Annotated in this window: 17 protein-coding genes; all 17 read right to left on the minus strand. The window is 37.4% G+C overall.

The annotated features are described in order from the left end of the window. Nucleotides 1–95: 95 nt before the first annotated feature. Nucleotides 96–506, minus strand: a complete 411-nt coding sequence (locus tag A9Q68_RS03350) for a peptide deformylase (RefSeq protein ID WP_071793273.1) — start codon at nucleotides 504–506, stop codon at nucleotides 96–98. 88 nt (nucleotides 507–594) lie between these two features. After that, entirely contained in the window at nucleotides 595–1,947 is a 1,353-nt protein-coding gene (gdhA, locus tag A9Q68_RS03355) for an NADP-specific glutamate dehydrogenase (protein ID WP_071793274.1), read from the minus strand. Nucleotides 1,948–2,074: 127 nt separating this feature from the next. Then, nucleotides 2,075–3,844, minus strand: a complete 1,770-nt coding sequence (locus tag A9Q68_RS03360) for an ABC transporter ATP-binding protein (RefSeq protein ID WP_071793275.1) — start codon at nucleotides 3,842–3,844, stop codon at nucleotides 2,075–2,077. Continuing rightward, the gene (locus tag A9Q68_RS03365) at nucleotides 3,844–5,583 is read right to left on the minus strand and encodes an ABC transporter ATP-binding protein (RefSeq protein ID WP_071793276.1); all 1,740 of its coding nucleotides are present in this window, start codon (nucleotides 5,581–5,583) and stop codon (nucleotides 3,844–3,846) included. The genes A9Q68_RS03360 and A9Q68_RS03365 overlap by 1 nt, the downstream gene beginning before the upstream one ends. 92 nt (nucleotides 5,584–5,675) lie before the next feature. After that, nucleotides 5,676–6,152: a GNAT family N-acetyltransferase gene (locus A9Q68_RS03370; RefSeq protein ID WP_071793277.1), complete on the minus strand. Its 477-nt coding sequence runs from the start codon at nucleotides 6,150–6,152 to the stop codon at nucleotides 5,676–5,678. 2 nt (nucleotides 6,153–6,154) lie between these two features. Beyond that, nucleotides 6,155–8,026 carry an ABC-F family ATP-binding cassette domain-containing protein gene (locus A9Q68_RS03375; RefSeq protein ID WP_071793278.1) on the minus strand — a complete coding sequence of 624 codons (1,872 nt, stop codon included), beginning with the start codon at nucleotides 8,024–8,026 and terminating at the stop codon, nucleotides 6,155–6,157. Next, nucleotides 8,019–9,230, minus strand: a complete 1,212-nt coding sequence (locus tag A9Q68_RS03380) for a CCA tRNA nucleotidyltransferase (RefSeq protein ID WP_071793279.1) — start codon at nucleotides 9,228–9,230, stop codon at nucleotides 8,019–8,021. Before A9Q68_RS03380 ends, A9Q68_RS03375 begins: the two co-directional genes overlap by 8 nt. Then, entirely contained in the window at nucleotides 9,227–9,994 is a 768-nt protein-coding gene (gene dapB / locus A9Q68_RS03385) for a 4-hydroxy-tetrahydrodipicolinate reductase (protein WP_071793280.1), read from the minus strand. The genes A9Q68_RS03380 and dapB overlap by 4 nt, the downstream gene beginning before the upstream one ends. Nucleotides 9,995–10,004: 10 nt before the next feature. After that, complete coding sequence (locus A9Q68_RS03390) at nucleotides 10,005–10,856, minus strand: DegV family protein (RefSeq protein ID WP_071793281.1); 852 nt, start codon at nucleotides 10,854–10,856, stop codon at nucleotides 10,005–10,007. Beyond that, nucleotides 10,856–11,236 (minus strand): DUF1149 family protein, encoded by a 381-nt coding sequence (locus A9Q68_RS03395; RefSeq protein WP_071793282.1) that lies wholly within the window; start codon nucleotides 11,234–11,236, stop codon nucleotides 10,856–10,858. Before A9Q68_RS03395 ends, A9Q68_RS03390 begins: the two co-directional genes overlap by 1 nt. Nucleotides 11,237–11,305: 69 nt before the next feature. Beyond that, the gene (locus A9Q68_RS03400; RefSeq protein WP_071793283.1) at nucleotides 11,306–11,827 is read right to left on the minus strand and encodes a hypothetical protein; all 522 of its coding nucleotides are present in this window, start codon (nucleotides 11,825–11,827) and stop codon (nucleotides 11,306–11,308) included. 58 nt (nucleotides 11,828–11,885) lie between these two features. Further along, on the minus strand, nucleotides 11,886–12,638 hold the full coding sequence (locus tag A9Q68_RS03405) for a glycoside hydrolase family 73 protein (protein WP_071793284.1): 753 nt from the start codon (nucleotides 12,636–12,638) through the stop codon (nucleotides 11,886–11,888). Nucleotides 12,639–12,775: 137 nt separating this feature from the next. After that, entirely contained in the window at nucleotides 12,776–13,393 is a 618-nt protein-coding gene (locus A9Q68_RS03410; RefSeq protein ID WP_071793285.1) for a glucosaminidase domain-containing protein, read from the minus strand. An 85-nt stretch (nucleotides 13,394–13,478) separates the two neighbouring features. Further along, a complete protein-coding gene (locus A9Q68_RS03415; RefSeq protein ID WP_071793286.1) occupies nucleotides 13,479–15,431 on the minus strand; it encodes a PTS fructose transporter subunit IIABC in 1,953 nt (650 codons plus the stop codon). Continuing rightward, entirely contained in the window at nucleotides 15,428–16,339 is a 912-nt protein-coding gene (pfkB, locus tag A9Q68_RS03420; protein ID WP_071793287.1) for a 1-phosphofructokinase, read from the minus strand. The genes A9Q68_RS03415 and pfkB overlap by 4 nt, the downstream gene beginning before the upstream one ends. Further along, nucleotides 16,336–17,055, minus strand: coding sequence for a DeoR/GlpR family DNA-binding transcription regulator (locus A9Q68_RS03425; RefSeq protein WP_276204037.1), 720 nt, complete (start codon nucleotides 17,053–17,055; stop codon nucleotides 16,336–16,338). The genes pfkB and A9Q68_RS03425 overlap by 4 nt, the downstream gene beginning before the upstream one ends. Before the next feature lie 151 nt (nucleotides 17,056–17,206). After that, the gene (locus tag A9Q68_RS03430) at nucleotides 17,207–18,130 is read right to left on the minus strand and encodes a 2-dehydropantoate 2-reductase (RefSeq protein WP_071793289.1); all 924 of its coding nucleotides are present in this window, start codon (nucleotides 18,128–18,130) and stop codon (nucleotides 17,207–17,209) included. Nucleotides 18,131–18,149: the final 19 nt, after the last annotated feature.

Genomic DNA, 18,149 nt, shown 5'->3' on the forward strand with positions numbered 1-18,149 from the left:
GGGCATGGGTTTTTTGATAACAAAAGTTAATCTAAATATATGTGTAGAAACTTTATTCGATTTTCAATTATACAAGGTTAAAACATCAGAAGAAATTATATAAGGATTCCTTCTAAATGGTCCAGTTCATGTTGACAAATTTGTGCAGGTAAACCACTTAAGGTTAAGGATTTACGACGCCAATTATGATCACGATATTCTACTTTTATTTCAGCAAATCGTTTTGTTGGACGACTTCCAGTCAAAGATAAGCAGGATTCTTCGGTTTGATAAGGCTCTTTTTGACTAACCACTTTAGGATTAAACATGACTAAATCAACAAAACCCATGGAAACCACGATAATCCGTTTCGATTCTCCGATCATATTGGCTGCCATACCCAAACAATTTTCACGATGAAAGGCTAGAGTGTCCAATAAATCTGTACCGATTTGAATGTCTTCTTTAGTCGCCTCTTTAGCAATTTGTTGTAAAAATAATGGGTCCTTAACTAATTTGCGAATCACAATGCTTCTCCTTAAGTTCAATTGCTATTATTATATCAGAATATTTTAGAAAGCAAAAAGAACTCATCCATAATGAGTTCTTCAGTGACTAAACAAGTCCTTGAGCATACATTGCTTCAGCAACCTTTAAGAAACCAGCAATATTAGCACCGACGACCAAATTACCTTCCTGACCAAATTCTTTCGCTGCTTGGGCTGAACTTTGATAAATATTTTCCATAATTTCATGAAGTTTCTGATCAACTTCCTCGAAAGTCCAAGCTGAACGTCCACTATTTTGCGCCATTTCAAGTGCTGATACGGCAACACCACCAGCATTTGCTGCTTTACCAGGACCAAAGAGAACTCCCGCCTCAAGGAAAAGATCAACAGCTTTTACAGTCGTTGGCATATTAGCACCTTCGACAACGGCAATGACACCATTATCAATCAACATTTGAGCATCTTTGTAGTCAATTTCATTTTGAGTGGCACATGGGAAGGCTAAATCTGCTTTAAGCGACCAAATGGACTGACCATTGCCAGTCGCAATATAAGAAGCTTGAGGATGTTTTTCTATATAAGATTCAATTCTACCCCGTTCGACTTCTTTAATTTGTTTTAAGGTCTTTAAATCGATGCCGTTTTCGTCATGAATATAACCTGAAGAATCTGATACAGCGATAACTGTCGCTCCAAGTTCTTGCAATTTTTCAGTGGCATAAATGGCAACATTACCAGAACCTGAAACAATCGTTTTCTTACCTTGAAAATCCTCATTTTTAGAATCTAACATATGCTTGGCAAAGTAAACAGCACCGTAACCAGTAGCCTCAGTTCTCGTAAGTGAACCACCATAAGTTAAGCCCTTACCAGTTAAGACACCATTTTGATAGCCATTAAGTCGTTTATATTGTCCAAAAAGATAGCCAATCTCACGACCACCAACCCCGATATCGCCAGCAGGAACATCTAAATCTGGACCAATGTGTTTTTGTAACTCAGTCATAAAGCTTTGGCAAAAACGCATAACTTCACGATCCGACTTCCCCTTAGGGTCAAAGTTTGAACCACCCTTACCGCCACCAATAGGTTGACCTGTTAATGAGTTTTTAAAGATTTGTTCAAACCCCAGGAATTTAACAATTGATTGATTAACCGAAGGATGAAATCTTAAACCACCTTTGTATGGGCCAATGGCTGAAGAGAATTGAACACGATAACCACGGTTTACTTGGACTTGACCTTGATCATCTAACCAAGGAACTCGAAAAGAAACAATTCTCTCAGGTTCCACTAAACGCTCAAGGATATTTTCCTCAATATACTCTGGGTATTTGTCAAAAACAGGAACTAGAGATTCAAAGACTTCTTCTACCGCTTGTAAAAATTCACCTTCATGCCTATTATAAGATTTTACTTTTTCAAGAACACTATTAACATATTCAGTACTTGTTACCATTAATTCACACTCCAATCTTAATCCCTTTATAAGATAATAAATATTATAAATTTTCTGAATATTTATGTCAAGCAATAACTGTATACAAAAAAACAATCTTTTCAAATATGAAAAGATTGTTTTGACATTATTGAGCATTCTTAAATTGACTTTGATATAAGTCATGGTAAAAACCTTTTGCAGCTAATAAGCTCTCATGATTGCCTTGCTCGATAATTTGTCCATCCTTTAAAACGAGGATTTTGTCTGCTTCTTGAATGGTCGATAAACGATGGGCAATAACAAAACTTGTTCTGCCTTGCATCAAATGCTTCATCGCCTTTTGAATTAAAAGTTCTAATCGAGTATCTACCGAAGAAGTTGCCTCATCCAAAATCAATATTTTGGGATCAGCTAGTAAGGCTCTAGCAATCGTCAATAATTGTTTTTGACCTAATGAGATATTACTAGACTCTTGATTCATTAACATCTGATAGCCACCAGGTAAGGTTCTGATAAAATGATCAACATTAGCCATTTTGGCAGCATTGACAATGTCTTCATCACTTGCATTTAAGTTACCAAACTGTAAATTATCGTGAATCGAGCCTTCAAATAACCAGGCGTCCTGTAATACCATACCAAACTGACTGCGATAGTCTTGACGCGATAAATCACGAATATCAATACCATCAACTTTTATAGCTCCCTGATTAACATCGTAAAAACGCATTAATAAATTGATCAAGGTTGTTTTACCAGCACCTGTTGGTCCAACAATGGCAATCATTTGACCCGGTTCAACTTCCAAATTAAAGTTCTCTATCAATGGTTTCTTGGAGCTATAAGAAAATGAAACATTTTGGAAGGAAACCTGTCCCGTCAATGGTTTTTCCAAGTTTCTAGTCACATCACTTAGGTCTTCAGCTTCATCCAAAATGGCAAAAATCCTTTCAAGAGATGATTTTGCACTTTGTAAACCTGGTGCTAACTGGGTTATTGTTTGAATCGGTTGACTAATTTGCCATGTGTATTGAACAAAGGCTTGCATATTACCAAGAGTCAGAGTCCCAGAAATAACTTTTAAACCAGCCACTAAAGCAATAACCATATAGACTGAATCGGAAATAAAATGCAGTAATGGCATCATGATTCCTGAAATAAAGCTGGCTTTAAAACCAATTTTTTGCAGTTTATCGGTAATTTGGTGAAATTCTTCTTCCGAAGCTTCTTCTCGTCCATATAGCTTTAAGACATTAAAACCAGTTAAACGCTCTTGAACGAAACCATTCATTTCACCCAAAACTTTTGCCTGTTCTTTAAAATAGGGTTGTGATTTTTTGAGAACAAACTGACTTGAGAAATAGATAAATGGCATTGAAATAATCAGAATCATAGCCAACTGGACATTTAAATATAAAGTCATGGCGATAGCCAAGACAAGCGTTAAGATAGCATTAACAATTTGTAAGAATGATTGTTGCAAGGCATTTGATACTGTTTCAATATCAGATGTGAAGCGACTGAGCATATCACCAAATTGATTCTTATCGAAATAAGACACGGGTATCTTATTAATCTTTCTACTAAGGTCACTGCGTAAATCTTTGATACTGGACTGAACAGCCTTGGTCATGAAATAGTTGGATCCATAGGAACCTATTTCAAAAAAGAGAGCTCTGATGAAGTAAAGACAGAGAATTAAAGCAATATAGTCCTTATTAAGAGTCGCACCTTCAACCCCCTTGGCCATGTCAATTAGATTTTTTCCAATTTCTGTAATGGCAAGACCCAAAACAAAAGGTTCTAAAACACTCATGCAGACACTGAGGACTTTAAGGGCTAAAGCTAGAGTAAGGGAGAGGCGATAGCGACTAAGGTAATGCCATAGACGTTTAAAGACATGTTTTTCGGTCATTAGTCCACCTCCACTTCCATTGAGCTATTGAGTTGCGAGTTGGCAATTTCTGAATAGATGGCATTGCTTTCCAACAACTCTTCATGGGTTCCACGACCAACAATTTCGCCCTGATCTAAAACAATGATTTGATCAGCATCCATAATGGTTCCAACCCGTTGGGCAACAATCAGAACAGTGGCATCCTGTGTCACTTCTTTTAAACGTCGCCTTAATTCAGCGTCTGTCTTATAATCCAAAGCTGAAAAGGAATCATCGAAAATGTAAATGTCTGGTTTTTTAACAACAGCACGCGCAATCGAGAGCCTTTGTTTTTGCCCACCAGACAAATTACTTCCACCTTCTGCCAGATGCGTCTCGTAACCCTCTTCCCTACTTTCAATGAAGGATTTAGATTGAGAGACATCACTTGCATGATCCAACTCAGGACGACTAGCATCTTCTTTACCATAGCGAATATTTTCTTCGATGGTTCCGGTGAATAGCAGAGCTTTTTGGGGAATGAAGCCAATTTTCGAGCGAAGTGCTTTTAATTGATAGTCCCTGACATCGATGCCATCGACCAAAATTTTTCCGAAAGTAACATCGAAAAAACGTGGGATTAAATTGACGAGAGAAGATTTCCCTGAACCTGTTGAACCAATAAAAGCAATGGTTTCTCCAGGCTTTGTCTTGAAAGAAATATTATTTAAAACTGGATTTTCTGTTTCTCCTGGATAAGCAAAAGTCACATTATCAAATTCTAGATAACCTCTAGTTTCACTTTCAGTAATGCCATCTTCATTTTTGGAAATTGACAGAGATATTTCAAGGACTTCGCTTATTCTTTGACTGGAAACAGCCATTCTTGGATACATGGTAAACAAATTGGCAAACATTAAAAAGGCAAACATAGCATGAAAACTATACTCAATAAAGGCTACTAAATCACCAATTTTAAAGGCTGCTTTTTGTAAAGGATCTAAAGCAAACCAGACAATAGCAACAATCATGGCAATAATAATTTGCACAAAAAGGGGCTCTGTTAAGCCAGTTAATGTAAACAATTTTTTTGAAGTATTGGCATAATCTTGATTTTGTTGCTGAAAACGCTCCTCTTGGAAACTTTCTCTGGAAAATGCCCTGATTACCCTTAATCCCGTTAAATTTTCACGAACTAATTGATTGAGTCTATCCAAATTTGCCTGTTGCTTCTCAGATAAAGGTTTGGTTTTTATGGCAACATATAGAACAACAACAATTAAAAAGGGCATTGATACGGCAACTATCCAAGCTAAAGAAGGGCTAGTTATCAAAATCATGATGACAGAAAATAGCATCATAAAAGGAGTGACAACACCAAGTCGTAATCCCATTTCAGCAAATTGCATTAAGACAAAGGCATCATTTGTGATACGGGTTACTAAGGAGGATACACCGATTTTTTCATACTCAGTATGTGAATAGTCCTGCAATTTTTGATACATATCATTGCGCAGGTCTTTTATCATTTGTGTTGTTAATTGACTTGAAGCATAGGCTAAAATAATGCGACCAATAACACCTAAAATAATAATGATGAACATGATTCCAGTCCAAAAATAGAGAGATTGGGGATTTTTATCTGCTATTCCTTGATCAATCATTTTGGCTAGAATTGCTGGCAAACCAAGATTAACCAATACAAAAAATAGAGCACCAATGATATCTAGTAGAAGCCAAACTTTACCTTTTTTAATATAAGTCCAAATTAAGGCCATTTTACACCTCCTTCTTGCTAAAAAAGAAGCGCTAGTCTGCACTTCTTCATTTATTCTAGTTTACCATATTTTCCATAGCTTAAGCAATGACCTTAAGTAAGATTTTTTAGCATCCAAATATCCATTAAAAAGTGATTCTCGTGATTAGGCAATGGTCTTTCTAAGGATTCATAACCCATCTTGTGATAAAAGGGAATGGCCCTCTCTAATTGGCTTGAACTTTCCAAATACATTTGACTAAAGTTCATTTGTCTAGCCACTTCTTCTACTTTTGTCAGTAAGGTAGACCCAATTCCTTTACCTCTATAATTAGAGGCAACATAACACTTTTGCAATTCACAAATATCCTTGCTTAATGGGGCAAAACCAGCACCTGCAATAATTTGCCCTTGCTCTTCGACAACGAAATATGCTGAAGCTGGTATTTCTTGGTAATAAGCAGTTAAATGGTCTAGCTGAGGATCCGTATAAGCTGTACCAGGAAGGTCTAAAGCAACCTCTTCAAGTGAGGTTCGAATAATGGCAGCTATTTCTTGGTCATCCTTTTTTTGAATCGGTCTAATAAGCATCCTTATGGCTCCAATTCACTCAAATACTCATAACGATCATATTTTTCCAATAAATCTTCATTGAGCTGATCAATTTCTTTTTGTAAATCAGCAAGTTTCCCATAATCACTACCAACATCAAGCATCTGCTCTTCAAGACTAGCAATTTGTTCTTCAATGTCAGCAATCTCATCTTCGATTTTTGCCCATTCTTGTTTTTCCATATAAGACATGCGTTTCATATCTGTTAATATTTTAGCTTCCATTTTAGGAGCTTTTTTAGGTTTGAGAATTTGATTTTCCTTTTGGAATTCTTTTTCATCCAAGTAGTCACTATAATTTCCAAAGAAAGTCTTAATCTGACCATTCTCAAAAGATAAGATTTTATTAGCCACTTTATCAAGGAAATAGCGGTCATGACTTACCGTAATCACCGGACCAGAAAAGGAATTTAAAAAGTTTTCAAGTACTGTTAGAGTCGCAATATCTAAGTCATTGGTAGGCTCATCCAATAATAAGACATTGGGTTTTTCAATCAATATTTTCAAGAGAAAAAGTCGTTTCTTCTCACCACCAGAAAGTTTAGCGATGATTGAGCCGTGGGTAGACCTTGGAAAGAGAAATTGTTCTAACAATTCACTGATACTCGTACTACCTACACTGGTTTTAACTTCATCAGCTACTTCCTGAAGGTAGGAGATAACCCGTTTGCTCTCATCCATGCCTTTGATTTGTTGTGAAAAATAGCCAATACGAATGGTTTCACCAATGTCAACCTTGCCTGATGTTGCTTGGATGTCACCATTTATCAATTGTAAAAGCGTTGTTTTACCAACCCCATTATCACCTACAATTCCAATACGATCCTTATTTTGAATCAAAAGATTGAAGTCGCTAATTAAGGGTTTGGATGGCTCATAAGCAAAGGACACATCTTCAAAATTAATGACTTTCTTGCCAATCCGACTGGTTTCAAAGGACATTTCCAAATCATCACCTGATGTGCTTTGAGACAAATCAGCTTTTAGGTCATTAAAGCGATTAATTCGGGCCAGTTGTTTGGTTGCACGCGCCTGCGGTTGGGTCCGCATCCAAGATAATTCTTGCTTATACAATTGTTTTTTTTTGTGCAGACTGGCCGCATCACGCTCATCTTGTTCTGCCTTCAAACGGACATAATCTTGATAATTGCCCTGATATTCTATCAGGCTTGCATTATCCAATTCAAAAATCCGAGTTGCTAGACTGTCTAAGAAATAGCGATCATGGGTGATGAAGAGGACGGTTTTTTTACTTGATTTAAGATAGTTGGTTAACCAAGCAATGGTATCAATATCCAAATGGTTGGTTGGTTCGTCAAGTAGTAATAAATCCGCAGCTCCTAATAAGACTTGTGCTAATTGAACGCGTCTTCTTAAGCCCCCAGATAAGAGCCCCACTTTTTGATTGAGGTCAGAAATACCAAGTTTAGAGAGAACTGTTTTGACATCACTCTCAATTGACCAAGCATCTAAACGGTCCATCTCAGCCATGACTTTCTCCAAGCGACCTTGGTTAGCTTCTGAATAGTCAACCATTAATTGTTCATAATCACGAATCAATTTCATTTCTGGCAGATCGGCTGAAAGGACAGTTTCCAAGACTGTAGCCTGGTCATCGAAGTCAGGATCCTGAGTTAGATAGGACATTTTATAATCATTTGCCTTCATGAATGGTGTGACATCCCCATCGAAGCCTAATCTACCTGAGATAACATCTAATAAAGTCGTTTTTCCAGTCCCATTGACACCAATGATACCAATGCGATCATAGTCATGGATGAGGAAAGAAATATCGCGAAAAACAGTTTTATCACCGACTGATTTACTTAATTTTTCAACTAAAAAGTCACTCATTTTTGTCCCCTTCTTCAATAAACTGGCGGATAGCTTCAATCTGATTTGGAACCTGTCCATTAACAATAGCTAGCTCAACTCGATTTAAAATCTCACCTAATTGCGGCCCCGGTTTCATACCCATTTCCTGCATTAAATAACGGCCATTAATCGCCATTTCATGTTTATCATGGATGACTAATGCCTCATCCAACTCCTGAATTCTAGCAAAATCAGACTCTAAAGCCCTGGCTTGGCGTAAATCTTCTACAAGTAGCGCCACTTCTTTGCCGTAGGTGTAAAGGCTAAGCTTGTCCAGCTCCTGCTTTTCCCTAAAATGATATAGACTGACAATCTTACTAACAGCTTTTTGAAAGTCGTTTGATGTTTTCCATTTTTTGAGAAAAGCTCTGCTGTCATAGATCCCCAAACTGATCATCAGGTGTGCCCAGGCTTGAGCAGAATTCTCAAAGGTAAAGGTGTCCTTTATAACAGCCATAAGTCTAAGCAAGTCCTCTTCTTTACCGGCTAAGTCTGGTAAGAATTGATTAGCTTGCGCGTCAATTAATAACGCCAAGCCTTTGCGCCAATACTCTGCCATTAATAACTTATCAAACTCAATAAAGATACGTTCGACAGATATTTTAGCTAAGAGCTTGGCCTCTTGTTTCATTGCCTGATAGGTTGCCTCTTCAATCGTAAAACCTAATGTGGCAGCAAAACGAAATCCTCTCATGACGCGAAGTGCATCCTCTTCAAAGCGTTCATGGGCCTTTCCTACTGCTCTCAGGCTCTTATTTTTTAAATCTTCCAAGCCATTAAAACAGTCAATGATATTGCCTTCTTCATCTAAAGCTAAAGCATTCACTGTAAAGTCTCTTCGTTTTAAATCTTCTTCAAGAGAGCGCACGAAAGAGACATGGCTAGGGCGTCGAAAATCAACATATACATCTTCTGTTCTAAAAGTTGTAATTTCGTACTCTCCACCATTTTCTAAAACAAGGACCGTTCCATGTTCAATTCCCACATCGACTGTCCTCGGAAAAATGCTTTTTGTTTCTTGTGGGTAAGAAGAGGTAGCAATATCGACGTCGTGTATGGGACGTTCTAAGAGGACGTCACGTACACTGCCACCAACGAAGTAGGCTTCAAAGCCTGCTTCCTTTATTTGTCTTAGTATTGGTAAAGCCTTCTGAAATTCAGAAGGCATTGTCATTAATTTCATAATAAATTCTCTAATCCATAAACCAGCTGTTTTTCTTTGACAACGGCTTTAATTCCAATATTAACACCTTGCATGAAGGATTGTCGGTCATAAGAGTCATGTCTGATGGTAAGTCCTTCTCCTGGACCACCGAAAAGGACTTCTTGATGAGCAATTAGACCTGGCAAACGAACACTATGAATGTGAATTCCTTGATAGTCTGCCCCACGAGCTCCAGCAATCAGTTCTTCTTCTTCACTTGGCTTGATTTCAAGGTTTGAACGATTTTCAGCAATCACTTGTGCTGTTTTAAGAGCCGTTCCACTTGGTGCGTCTTTTTTCTGATCATGATGCAATTCAATAATTTCTAAGTTTGGAAAATACTGGGCTGCTTTTGCCGCAAATTCCATCAGTAAAATGGCGCCAATGGCAAAATTGGGTGCGATCAAACCACCAATTTCTTTCTGAGCAGAGAGAGCAACTAGATGGTCAATCTCTTGATTGCTAAAGCCTGTCGTTCCAACTACTGGAGCAAAGCCATTCTCAAGAGCAAAGAGAGTATGCTCAAAAGCAAGCTCTGGTTTGGTAAAGTCAACCCAGACATCAGCCTGGAGATTTTTAAAATCTTCTTTTTGTTTAAAAACTGGAATACCTTGGTATTGGTCAACTTGCGTATGAGGATCTAAAAGTCCAACTAATTCTAATTCAGGGTCAGCTAAGACCATTGATGTTGTGGTTGACCCCATTTTGCCTCGATATCCGGCAATGATGACTTTAATTCCCATACTTTTTCCTTTATTCAATGATTGGTGAATAGCCAATTGCGACCGCATTTGAACCTAAATGAGCGCCGACAACAGAAGAAAAATTGGCTTCAGTAAAACAGTCTGATAAACCACTTTCCAGTAATAAATCTTTTAAGGTTGCAGCTTTTTTAGCACCGTTAGCATTTATGATTGAAAATTCAAAGTCACCTTCCTTAGCTTTCTCGTTTAATAAATCAACTAAGCGTTTCATGGCTTTTTTTTCAGTCCTTATTTTTTCAAAAACAACAATCTTTCCTTCATCATTAAAGTTTAAGATTGGCTTGATGCTAAGGAGATTCCCTAAAAGTGCAGAACCATTTGACAAACGACCCCCTTTAACCAAATGATTTAAATCATCTACTAAAATGTAGGCAGATGTTCCATCAATCTTAGTATGCAATTTACTAAGAATAGTTTCAAAACTATCGCCGTTATCATTCCATTTCATGATACTTTCAATCATATTTCCTGTCGGAACAGATGCAATCTTACTATCTGGAAAAGCAATGGTTAGTTCAGGATGTTCATCAATCAAAAATTGGATATTTTGCCAAAAACCTGAAATACCTCCTGCTAAGAACAAACCAATGACATGGGTGTAACCAGAAGCATGAATGTCAGATAAGATTTCGTCTAATTCAGTTAAGGATGGTTGACTGGTTTTAGGTAATTCTTGGCTTTCTGACATTTTCTGATAAAATTCATCCAAACTCATGTTGATGCCTTCATAATAAGTTTCATTATCAATGATAACTGGAATATTGAGCACATATAAATCATCGTGATTCTGTAGGGGTTCTGGAATGGCAGTAGTGTTATCGGTAACGATTGCTAATTTCATTAATTCTTAAACTCCAAATTAATTCCCGGTCTATCAAGTGCAATTTCAGTCACTTCGTATGTTAAGCGTTGAACCATATCAAGCAAAGGTTCCGCTAAAGATTCAACTTCTTCTTGACTAAATTCGCTAGGTTTGTCAATCAAACGATCGATAATGCGAACCATTTGGGAAATAACCCCACCAATGACGAATTCTTCCTTAACAATCATAAATTGAAGGACTGATACAATAACTGTTTCATTTTTTTCTTCATCTTTGTTAAGCAATTGGAAAGTGACTTCGAAATTTGTTTCAGGGGTTCCATTTTCTTTTTCCCATTCTAAATTCCGAGCATCATAGTGGTATTGGTTAACAAATTCTTTTTCACGATATACTTGCATGATTTATTTTTCTCCTTGAGCGTTATTCCCCATTATAGCATAGAATCTTAGATTATTAAAGTTTACCCTTTAGTACTTTTTCTGCGGATGGAGCTCAATAATCTCAGGATGAGCAGCCAAGGTTTCTTTACCTTTTTCTAACAAAGAATAGGAACGTAATTTAAATTTTTGACCTAGACTCTCTTCAGAATATTCACGAGCCATAGCTTGATCGAGGTCAGGACGTTTCATCTTAGAAAGGCCTTTAACATCTTTTTCCTTTAGAAACTCTTTTAATTGAATTGCCGACAGGTGTTTTAAAGACTCGAATGCCGAATCAACAGCAACATAATTATTAGCAATTAGCCAGTCTAATTCCTTTACAGCATCAATCCCATAAGTTGTATAGAAATATTTATGATGCGGATTTTCAGTCGTGTAAGTTCCAAAATTAATTCGCCAAAGCATGATAATATGCCCAGGCAAAAGGCCTTCTACCGTCCGAGTCATATTGCGTTTAGGGATAGGTTTTTGAATTAAATCTAACTCATATTTGGGATTTACAAATGGTTTTTCGGGATGATTTTCATATACTTCTTTTATTGTTTTCATGTTCTTATTATAACAAAAAAACCACCCAATTTGGATGATTTTAGTCTAAAGAATAGCATTAATTACCATTTTTCAAAGCAGACCAAGCCTCGTCTTGAGCAAGGGTTTCTGAGTCCGTGTAAGAACCGCGATAATGATTCCATACCAGATTACTTGTATCGGTAGTTGCACTTGTTCCAACTACTTGGCCAGAGGCATCTACACTTGCTGCTTGTGTTTGAGCTGGAGCAACTACATCGTAGGCTGTTAAACCATAAGTTTGAATGATATTATTAAGTTTGACATTATAAGATGTATCAGTCGCATAAAGACCTGTCAAAGCTGCAGTTGCATCTTGATAAGACAAGGTATTTGACCGCCGAACACCAGCATAAATTGGTGAACTTAACAAATTAGCGTAATCGTATAAGGAATCTGCAATACTTGGATAAGATCTGAAAGCTGCATCAATTTCGTAAGGATTACCTTGGCCATCATCTTCCCAAGTTTTCATGGTAACAGATGCTCCATTATAAGAACCTTTAATACCAAAGAAATTATAATTCGGCGCTTGACTTAAACCTGATTGGCCATTACTTGATTCTAAAATAGCTTGGGCAATCATAACTGACGCATATAGGTCTCTTTCAGCAGCAATCTGACTGGCAGTACCTGCAATTTCATTGATAAATGTTTGCGTAGGTCCATATGCCAAACTATCGGCCTCAACTTTCTTTTGTTTGCTTTGACCTTGTGTCAGAATGATTAAGCCAAAGACCAATGCAGCCATAAAAATGACTAATAAGCCTTTATTACCTTTCAATTTACTCATCTATTATTCATCCTTTATCTCATTTGTTAGGTGAATAATATTATAACACACAAGTTTAGTATTTGGATACAAAATTATCCTATTTAAATTTTTTGATATCAATTTGTAGCAAAACTGCAATATTTAACTCTCTTCATTTAAAATGGATAATCAAATAAATCCAAGCGATATACCGAAATAATACGGTTTAATTTTTCGTGGTAAGTCGTATCGGTAGCGTAAGAACCTGTTAAGACTTTACTAGCCTCTGAATAGGATTTAGACTGGGACTTATGCGTTTTTTGATATAAAGGATCTGATAAGACACGGGCATAATCATTAAAGGCATTGGTTGCCGTACCATATTGCCGAAACTTGGCATCAATTTGATACAGATTGCCATCACCATCATCCTCATTTGTCGGTAAAATAACCGACTTGCCCTGGTATTCTCCTTTGATCCCAAAGAAATTGTAATATGGTTTTTGACTTAATTGAGATAAGCCATTGTTTGATTCTAAAATAGCTTGCGCTAACATGATGGAAGAATAGAGATCATTTTTCTGAGCGACAGTCTGTGCAGGTCGGGCTGTTCGCGAGAGAAAATGCATGGTTGGATTGCCTGCATAGGCTGACAATTTATCCTTGTAGTATCTTAAGGATAGAAATGATGTTAAAAAGCAAAGCAAAATAATCAACATGACTCGTTTTTGAAACTCTAATCTGGAGGCTGACTTAGAACTTTTTTTTCTTCCACTTCTTCTATTAGTTGCCATCTTAACTCCTTTTTTTCTTCCTCTAAGTATATCAAAAAACTAGAATCATAGCAGATTCTAGTTGATTTTTAGCTTATTACAAATATTAGATTTTTTTGCGAAGGGCACCAAATAACACGCCTGATACTAGGGCACCGATTGCCACAAAGACTAAGTAAAGGATTGGGTTACTTGTAAGGGCAATAACGAAGATACCACCATGTGGCGCCATCAATTTGATTCCTGCTAGGCCAACAAGGGCTCCTGTTAAGGCAGATCCTGCGATAAAGCTTGGAATGGCACGAGCTGGGTCAGCAGCACCAAACGGGATTGCTCCTTCTGTAATGAATGAGAGACCCATGATGATGTTTGTAAGTCCAGATTCACGTTCTTCTTTAGTAAATTTGTCTTTAAATAAGAGGGTTGCTACAAAGACTGCTAATGGCGGAACCATACCACCTGCCATAACCGCTGCCATCACGACTGAACCACCATTGGCAACTGATGCTGCTAGAGTACCTGTACCGAAGACATAGGCTGCTTTGTTGACAGGTCCACCCATATCAACGGCCATCATGCCACCGACTAATAAGCCCATTAAGACAGCAGAGCTACCAGATAAACCTTGTAGGAAGTTATTAAGAGCTGTATTAATGGCTGCCATTGGAATGTTGACAAAGAGCATTAGGAAGCCTGTTATTAATACACCAAGTAATGGGTAAAGAAGAATTGATTTAACACCTTCTAATGAACGTGGTAAGCCAGAAAGTAATTTGCGAAGTAAGAGGATAACACCACCGGCTAAGAAACCACCAACTAAAGCACCAAGGAAGCCTGAAGGTACGCCAGCAAGAGCAAGTGATTTTTCACCACCAGCGGCGAAAGCAACTTTACCAAAGGCCAAACCATTTGAAGCAATAGCTCCAGCTACGAAACCAGCAACTAAACCTGGCTTTTCAGCAATTGAATAAGCAATGTATCCTGCTAAAACTGGAAGCATGAATGAGAAGGCAGCGCCACCAATATTTTTAAAGATAGCAGCAATCTCATGATAAGAACCCAAGTTTCCAAGTTGATCTTTTGGAACACCTAGCATGTTATCCAATAAGAAAGCTAGAGCAATCATGATACCACCACCAATAACGAATGGTAACATTTGTGATACCCCACCCATTAGGTGTTTATAGAAAGCTCCCCCAAGAGATAATTTTTCTTGGCTAGCTGCAGCTACTTGCCCATCATTTTTAGCTTGATAAGGACTTGCTTTACCATCTAAAATAAGTGAAATTAATTCTTGGCTTTTCTTAATACCGTCAGCAACTGGACGTGATACTAATGGCTTACCGTTAAAACGATCCATTTCAACCGCTTTATCAGCCGCTATAATAATACCTTTTGCTTTACTGATATCTTCGGCAGTCAGACGGTTTCCAACTCCTGAAGCACCATTTGTCTCTACTTTAATACCAACACCCATTTGAGATGCTTGTTTTTTCAAAGCTTCTTCTGCCATATAAGTGTGGGCGATACCAGTTGTGCAAGCTGTTACCGCAACAATAAATGGTGCATCAGCTTTTGCTACAACTGCTTCAGAAGTTTTTCCTTCTTCTTCAGATGCATCAAACAAAGCGATGACATCGTCTGGACTTTGGACAGCTCTTAATTTATCTGCAAAACCATCTTTTAAAAGGTATTGAGATAATTGTGCAAGGGCCGCCAAGTGTGTATCATTAGCTCCTTCAGGAGCAGCAATCATAAAGAACAAGTCTGTTGCTTGACCATCAAGAGCTTGGTAATCTAAACCATTAGCTGACTTAGCAAACAGAACAGCAGCTTCTTTAACAGCGCTATTCTTACTGTGTGGCATAGCAATCCCATCACCTAAACCAGTTGAGGTTTGTGCTTCACGCGCCATGATACCAGCTTTGAAAGTTTCAAAATCAGTAACAACATTTTTCTCAACAAGCTTGCCAATCATTTCATCAATAGCTGATTCCTTGCTATTTGCTTGTAAATCTAAAATCATCAAGTCTTTTTTCAATAAATCTTGAATTTTCATCTTTTTTCCACCTCTACTTTTTGATAAGTTTCTTTAATAAAGTCAATAGTTGCCAAATCATCAGAAAAAGCTGTTGCTGTACCACAGGCAACACCCCATTTTAAAGCTTCCACAGGGTCTTTTGTTGTGACGAATTTACCAGTAAAACCAGCTACCATCGAATCACCAGCCCCGACAGAATTCTTAACGGTTCCTTTAATCGGTTTGGCAAAATATGATGTATCCGGTGTTACCAACAAGGCACCATCACCAGCCATCGAAATGATAACGTTTTGTGCACCCATTTCGATAATCTTGCGGGCGTATTTTTCAACATCATCAAGACCATTTAGTTTGACATCAAAGATAGCTTCTAGTTCATGATTATTTGGTTTAACCAACAAGGGTTGATAGGCTAAAGCATCTAAAAGTGTTTGCCCTTCAAAGTCACAGACAACCTGTGCACCAGTCTGACCTACCAAAGGAATCAATTCATCATAGATAGCATTACCAATATTTGATGGTGCTGAACCAGCAAAGACCACCGTATCATTGGCTGATAAGCCAGATAAGATTCCTTTCATAGCTTCAATATCAGCCGGACTGATTTCAGGACCACGACCGTTAATTTCTGTTTCTTGATCCGATTTGATTTTGACATTAATCCGTGTATCTTGGGAAACAGGAATAAAGTTAGTTCTGATATGCTCTGCACTCAAGCTTTCTTCAATAAATCGTCCTGTAAAACCACCCATAAATCCTGTCGCAACATTGTCTACATTTAGACGTTGAAGGACACGACTAACATTAATACCTTTACCACCAGCAAATTTATCATCACTATCCATGCGATTAACTGCACCTGTTTCCAAGTGCTCGATTCGGACGATAAAATCGATTGAGGGATTGAGGGTTACCGTATAAATCATACTTCGATTACCTTAGCTCTTTCTTTAATTTTTCCTAATAAAGCAGATGTGGATTTTTCAGTAATAATACCAATATCATCAATTGCTGCAACTTTAACAAAGGAAACGTGACCGATTTTTGAAGCATCTGCCAAAATATAGGGCATCTTAGCATTACTGATAATAGCTCTCTTGATAACTGCTTCTTCCATATCTGGAGTTGTTAAAAAGGATGCATCAATACCATTCATTCCTAAAAAGGCTTTATCAAAATTCATTAATTGAATTTGTTCTAAAGCAACATTCCCAATACTGGCATCAGTCGTTTGCTTGACAAAACCACCAATGATAATGGTTTTAAGGTTCATCTCAACCAACTTTGCCGCGTGATGAATGGAATTGGTAACAACAGTTATATTCTTTTGTGTCAGTAAAGGTATCAAGAATTCTGTAGTCGTCCCTGCATCAATGAAAATAACATCATTATCATTTATCAAATCTACTGCTTTTTGAGCTAGTTGCTTTTTGTTTTGACTGTTTTTGACAGATTTTTCGCTATTAGATAATTCCTCCTGAAGGGAGGGAAATAATTCGGCACCACCGTGAACACGGTGCAATTTACCCTCAGCTTCTAATTCGTCCAAATCTCTTCTAACTGTTGATTCGGAGGTGTTCAAGCTTAGAACTAAATCTTCTAAAGATACATAGTTATCTTTAGCGATTAGTTCCATAATCAATTGTTTTCGCTTTGATTTTAAGATAAGACCACCACTTTCTGTAATCGTTTACAGATAAATTATACTATATAATCTTCCAAAGTCAAGCATATTCTATCAATTTCTATCAAAACATGCAAAAAAAGCCGGATTGCTCCGACTTTTAGATAAATTATTTAATTTTAAGAATTTCTTCTTTAGCATGTACCAATTGAGTGATAAGGCGGCAATATGGTGTATCAATGCCGAGTTTTGCACCCTTAGTATTAACCGCACCATTGATAAAATCAATTTCTGTTAAACGGTGATTTTGAACTAAATCTTGGTGCATTGAAGGGTAGTGATGTGCTGCTTTAACTGAAGTGTCAAATACATATTTAACAATTTCTTCTTCATTTAAGCTAACACCTTCTGCTTCACCAACGATAACGAATTCATGAATGATTTCTTTAACCATTTTAGGTCCATCTTCACTGGCAAATAATTCACCGATTGTACAATCTAAAAGGGCACAAGTTGAGTTCATTGTTCCATTAACACAAGCTTTTCTCCAAATATTTGGAAGAACATTTTCATCATAAGTTGCGAAAAGTTTAGCTTCAGTTAACATATCAGCCACTTGACGTCCAGCTTCTTGGTTTTCAGGATCCATACTTTGTAAGTTAAGGGCACCCACACCTTGTAAGTGTGCATGTCCTGGTCCTTCTAAACCAGCTGTCCATACAGTAACACCCATTAAAATGTTATGCTCTGGAATGTATTGACGGATAACTTCTTCATGTCCTAAACCATTTAATAAGCAAAGAACTTTAGTTTCGCTTCCGATGATTCCTTTAATATCTTGAAGCATTTGTGGCAATTGCATTGCTTTAGTAAAGAGGATAATTAAGTCCGCTTCTTTAGTTGCTTCAGTTGGTTTCATGATTGGAAGTTTTACAGTTTCTTCAACATCACCTGTAATTTTCAAGCCATTTTCTTGGATAGATTTGATGTGTTCTTCCCAATTATCTAAAAGAATAACATCATTTCCAGTTTTTGAAATTTGGTAGCCAAAACGACAACCCATTGCTCCAGATCCTGCGATATAAACTAACATGCTTATCTCCTTTATCTCT

Source organism: Streptococcus bovimastitidis (assembly GCF_001885095.1).
In the GTDB taxonomy this organism is placed as follows: Bacteria; Bacillota; Bacilli; order Lactobacillales; family Streptococcaceae; genus Streptococcus; species Streptococcus bovimastitidis.

Bases quoted from the DNA above. Each gene is read 5' to 3' on its own strand.
- A9Q68_RS03365 (WP_071793276.1), bottom strand. From the start codon at position 5,583: ATGGCCTTAATTTGGACTTATATTAAAAAAGGTAAAGTTTGGCTTCTA.
- A9Q68_RS03430 (WP_071793289.1), bottom strand. From the start codon at position 18,130: ATGTTAGTTTATATCGCAGGATCTGGAGCAATGGGTTGTCGTTTTGGC.
- A9Q68_RS03370 (WP_071793277.1), bottom strand. From the start codon at position 6,152: ATGCTTATTAGACCGATTCAAAAAAAGGATGACCAAGAAATAGCTGCC.
- A9Q68_RS03380 (WP_071793279.1), bottom strand. From the start codon at position 9,230: ATGAAATTAATGACAATGCCTTCTGAATTTCAGAAGGCTTTACCAATA.
- A9Q68_RS03400 (WP_071793283.1), bottom strand. From the start codon at position 11,827: ATGAAAACAATAAAAGAAGTATATGAAAATCATCCCGAAAAACCATTT.
- A9Q68_RS03395 (WP_071793282.1), bottom strand. From the start codon at position 11,236: ATGCAAGTATATCGTGAAAAAGAATTTGTTAACCAATACCACTATGAT.
- A9Q68_RS03375 (WP_071793278.1), bottom strand. From the start codon at position 8,026: ATGAGTGACTTTTTAGTTGAAAAATTAAGTAAATCAGTCGGTGATAAA.
- A9Q68_RS03405 (WP_071793284.1), bottom strand. From the start codon at position 12,638: ATGAGTAAATTGAAAGGTAATAAAGGCTTATTAGTCATTTTTATGGCT.
- A9Q68_RS03360 (WP_071793275.1), bottom strand. From the start codon at position 3,844: ATGACCGAAAAACATGTCTTTAAACGTCTATGGCATTACCTTAGTCGC.
- dapB (WP_071793280.1), bottom strand. From the start codon at position 9,994: ATGGGAATTAAAGTCATCATTGCCGGATATCGAGGCAAAATGGGGTCA.
- gdhA (WP_071793274.1), bottom strand. From the start codon at position 1,947: ATGGTAACAAGTACTGAATATGTTAATAGTGTTCTTGAAAAAGTAAAA.
- A9Q68_RS03415 (WP_071793286.1), bottom strand. From the start codon at position 15,431: ATGAAAATTCAAGATTTATTGAAAAAAGACTTGATGATTTTAGATTTA.
- A9Q68_RS03390 (WP_071793281.1), bottom strand. From the start codon at position 10,856: ATGAAATTAGCAATCGTTACCGATAACACTACTGCCATTCCAGAACCC.
- A9Q68_RS03410 (WP_071793285.1), bottom strand. From the start codon at position 13,393: ATGGCAACTAATAGAAGAAGTGGAAGAAAAAAAAGTTCTAAGTCAGCC.
- pfkB (WP_071793287.1), bottom strand. From the start codon at position 16,339: ATGATTTATACGGTAACCCTCAATCCCTCAATCGATTTTATCGTCCGA.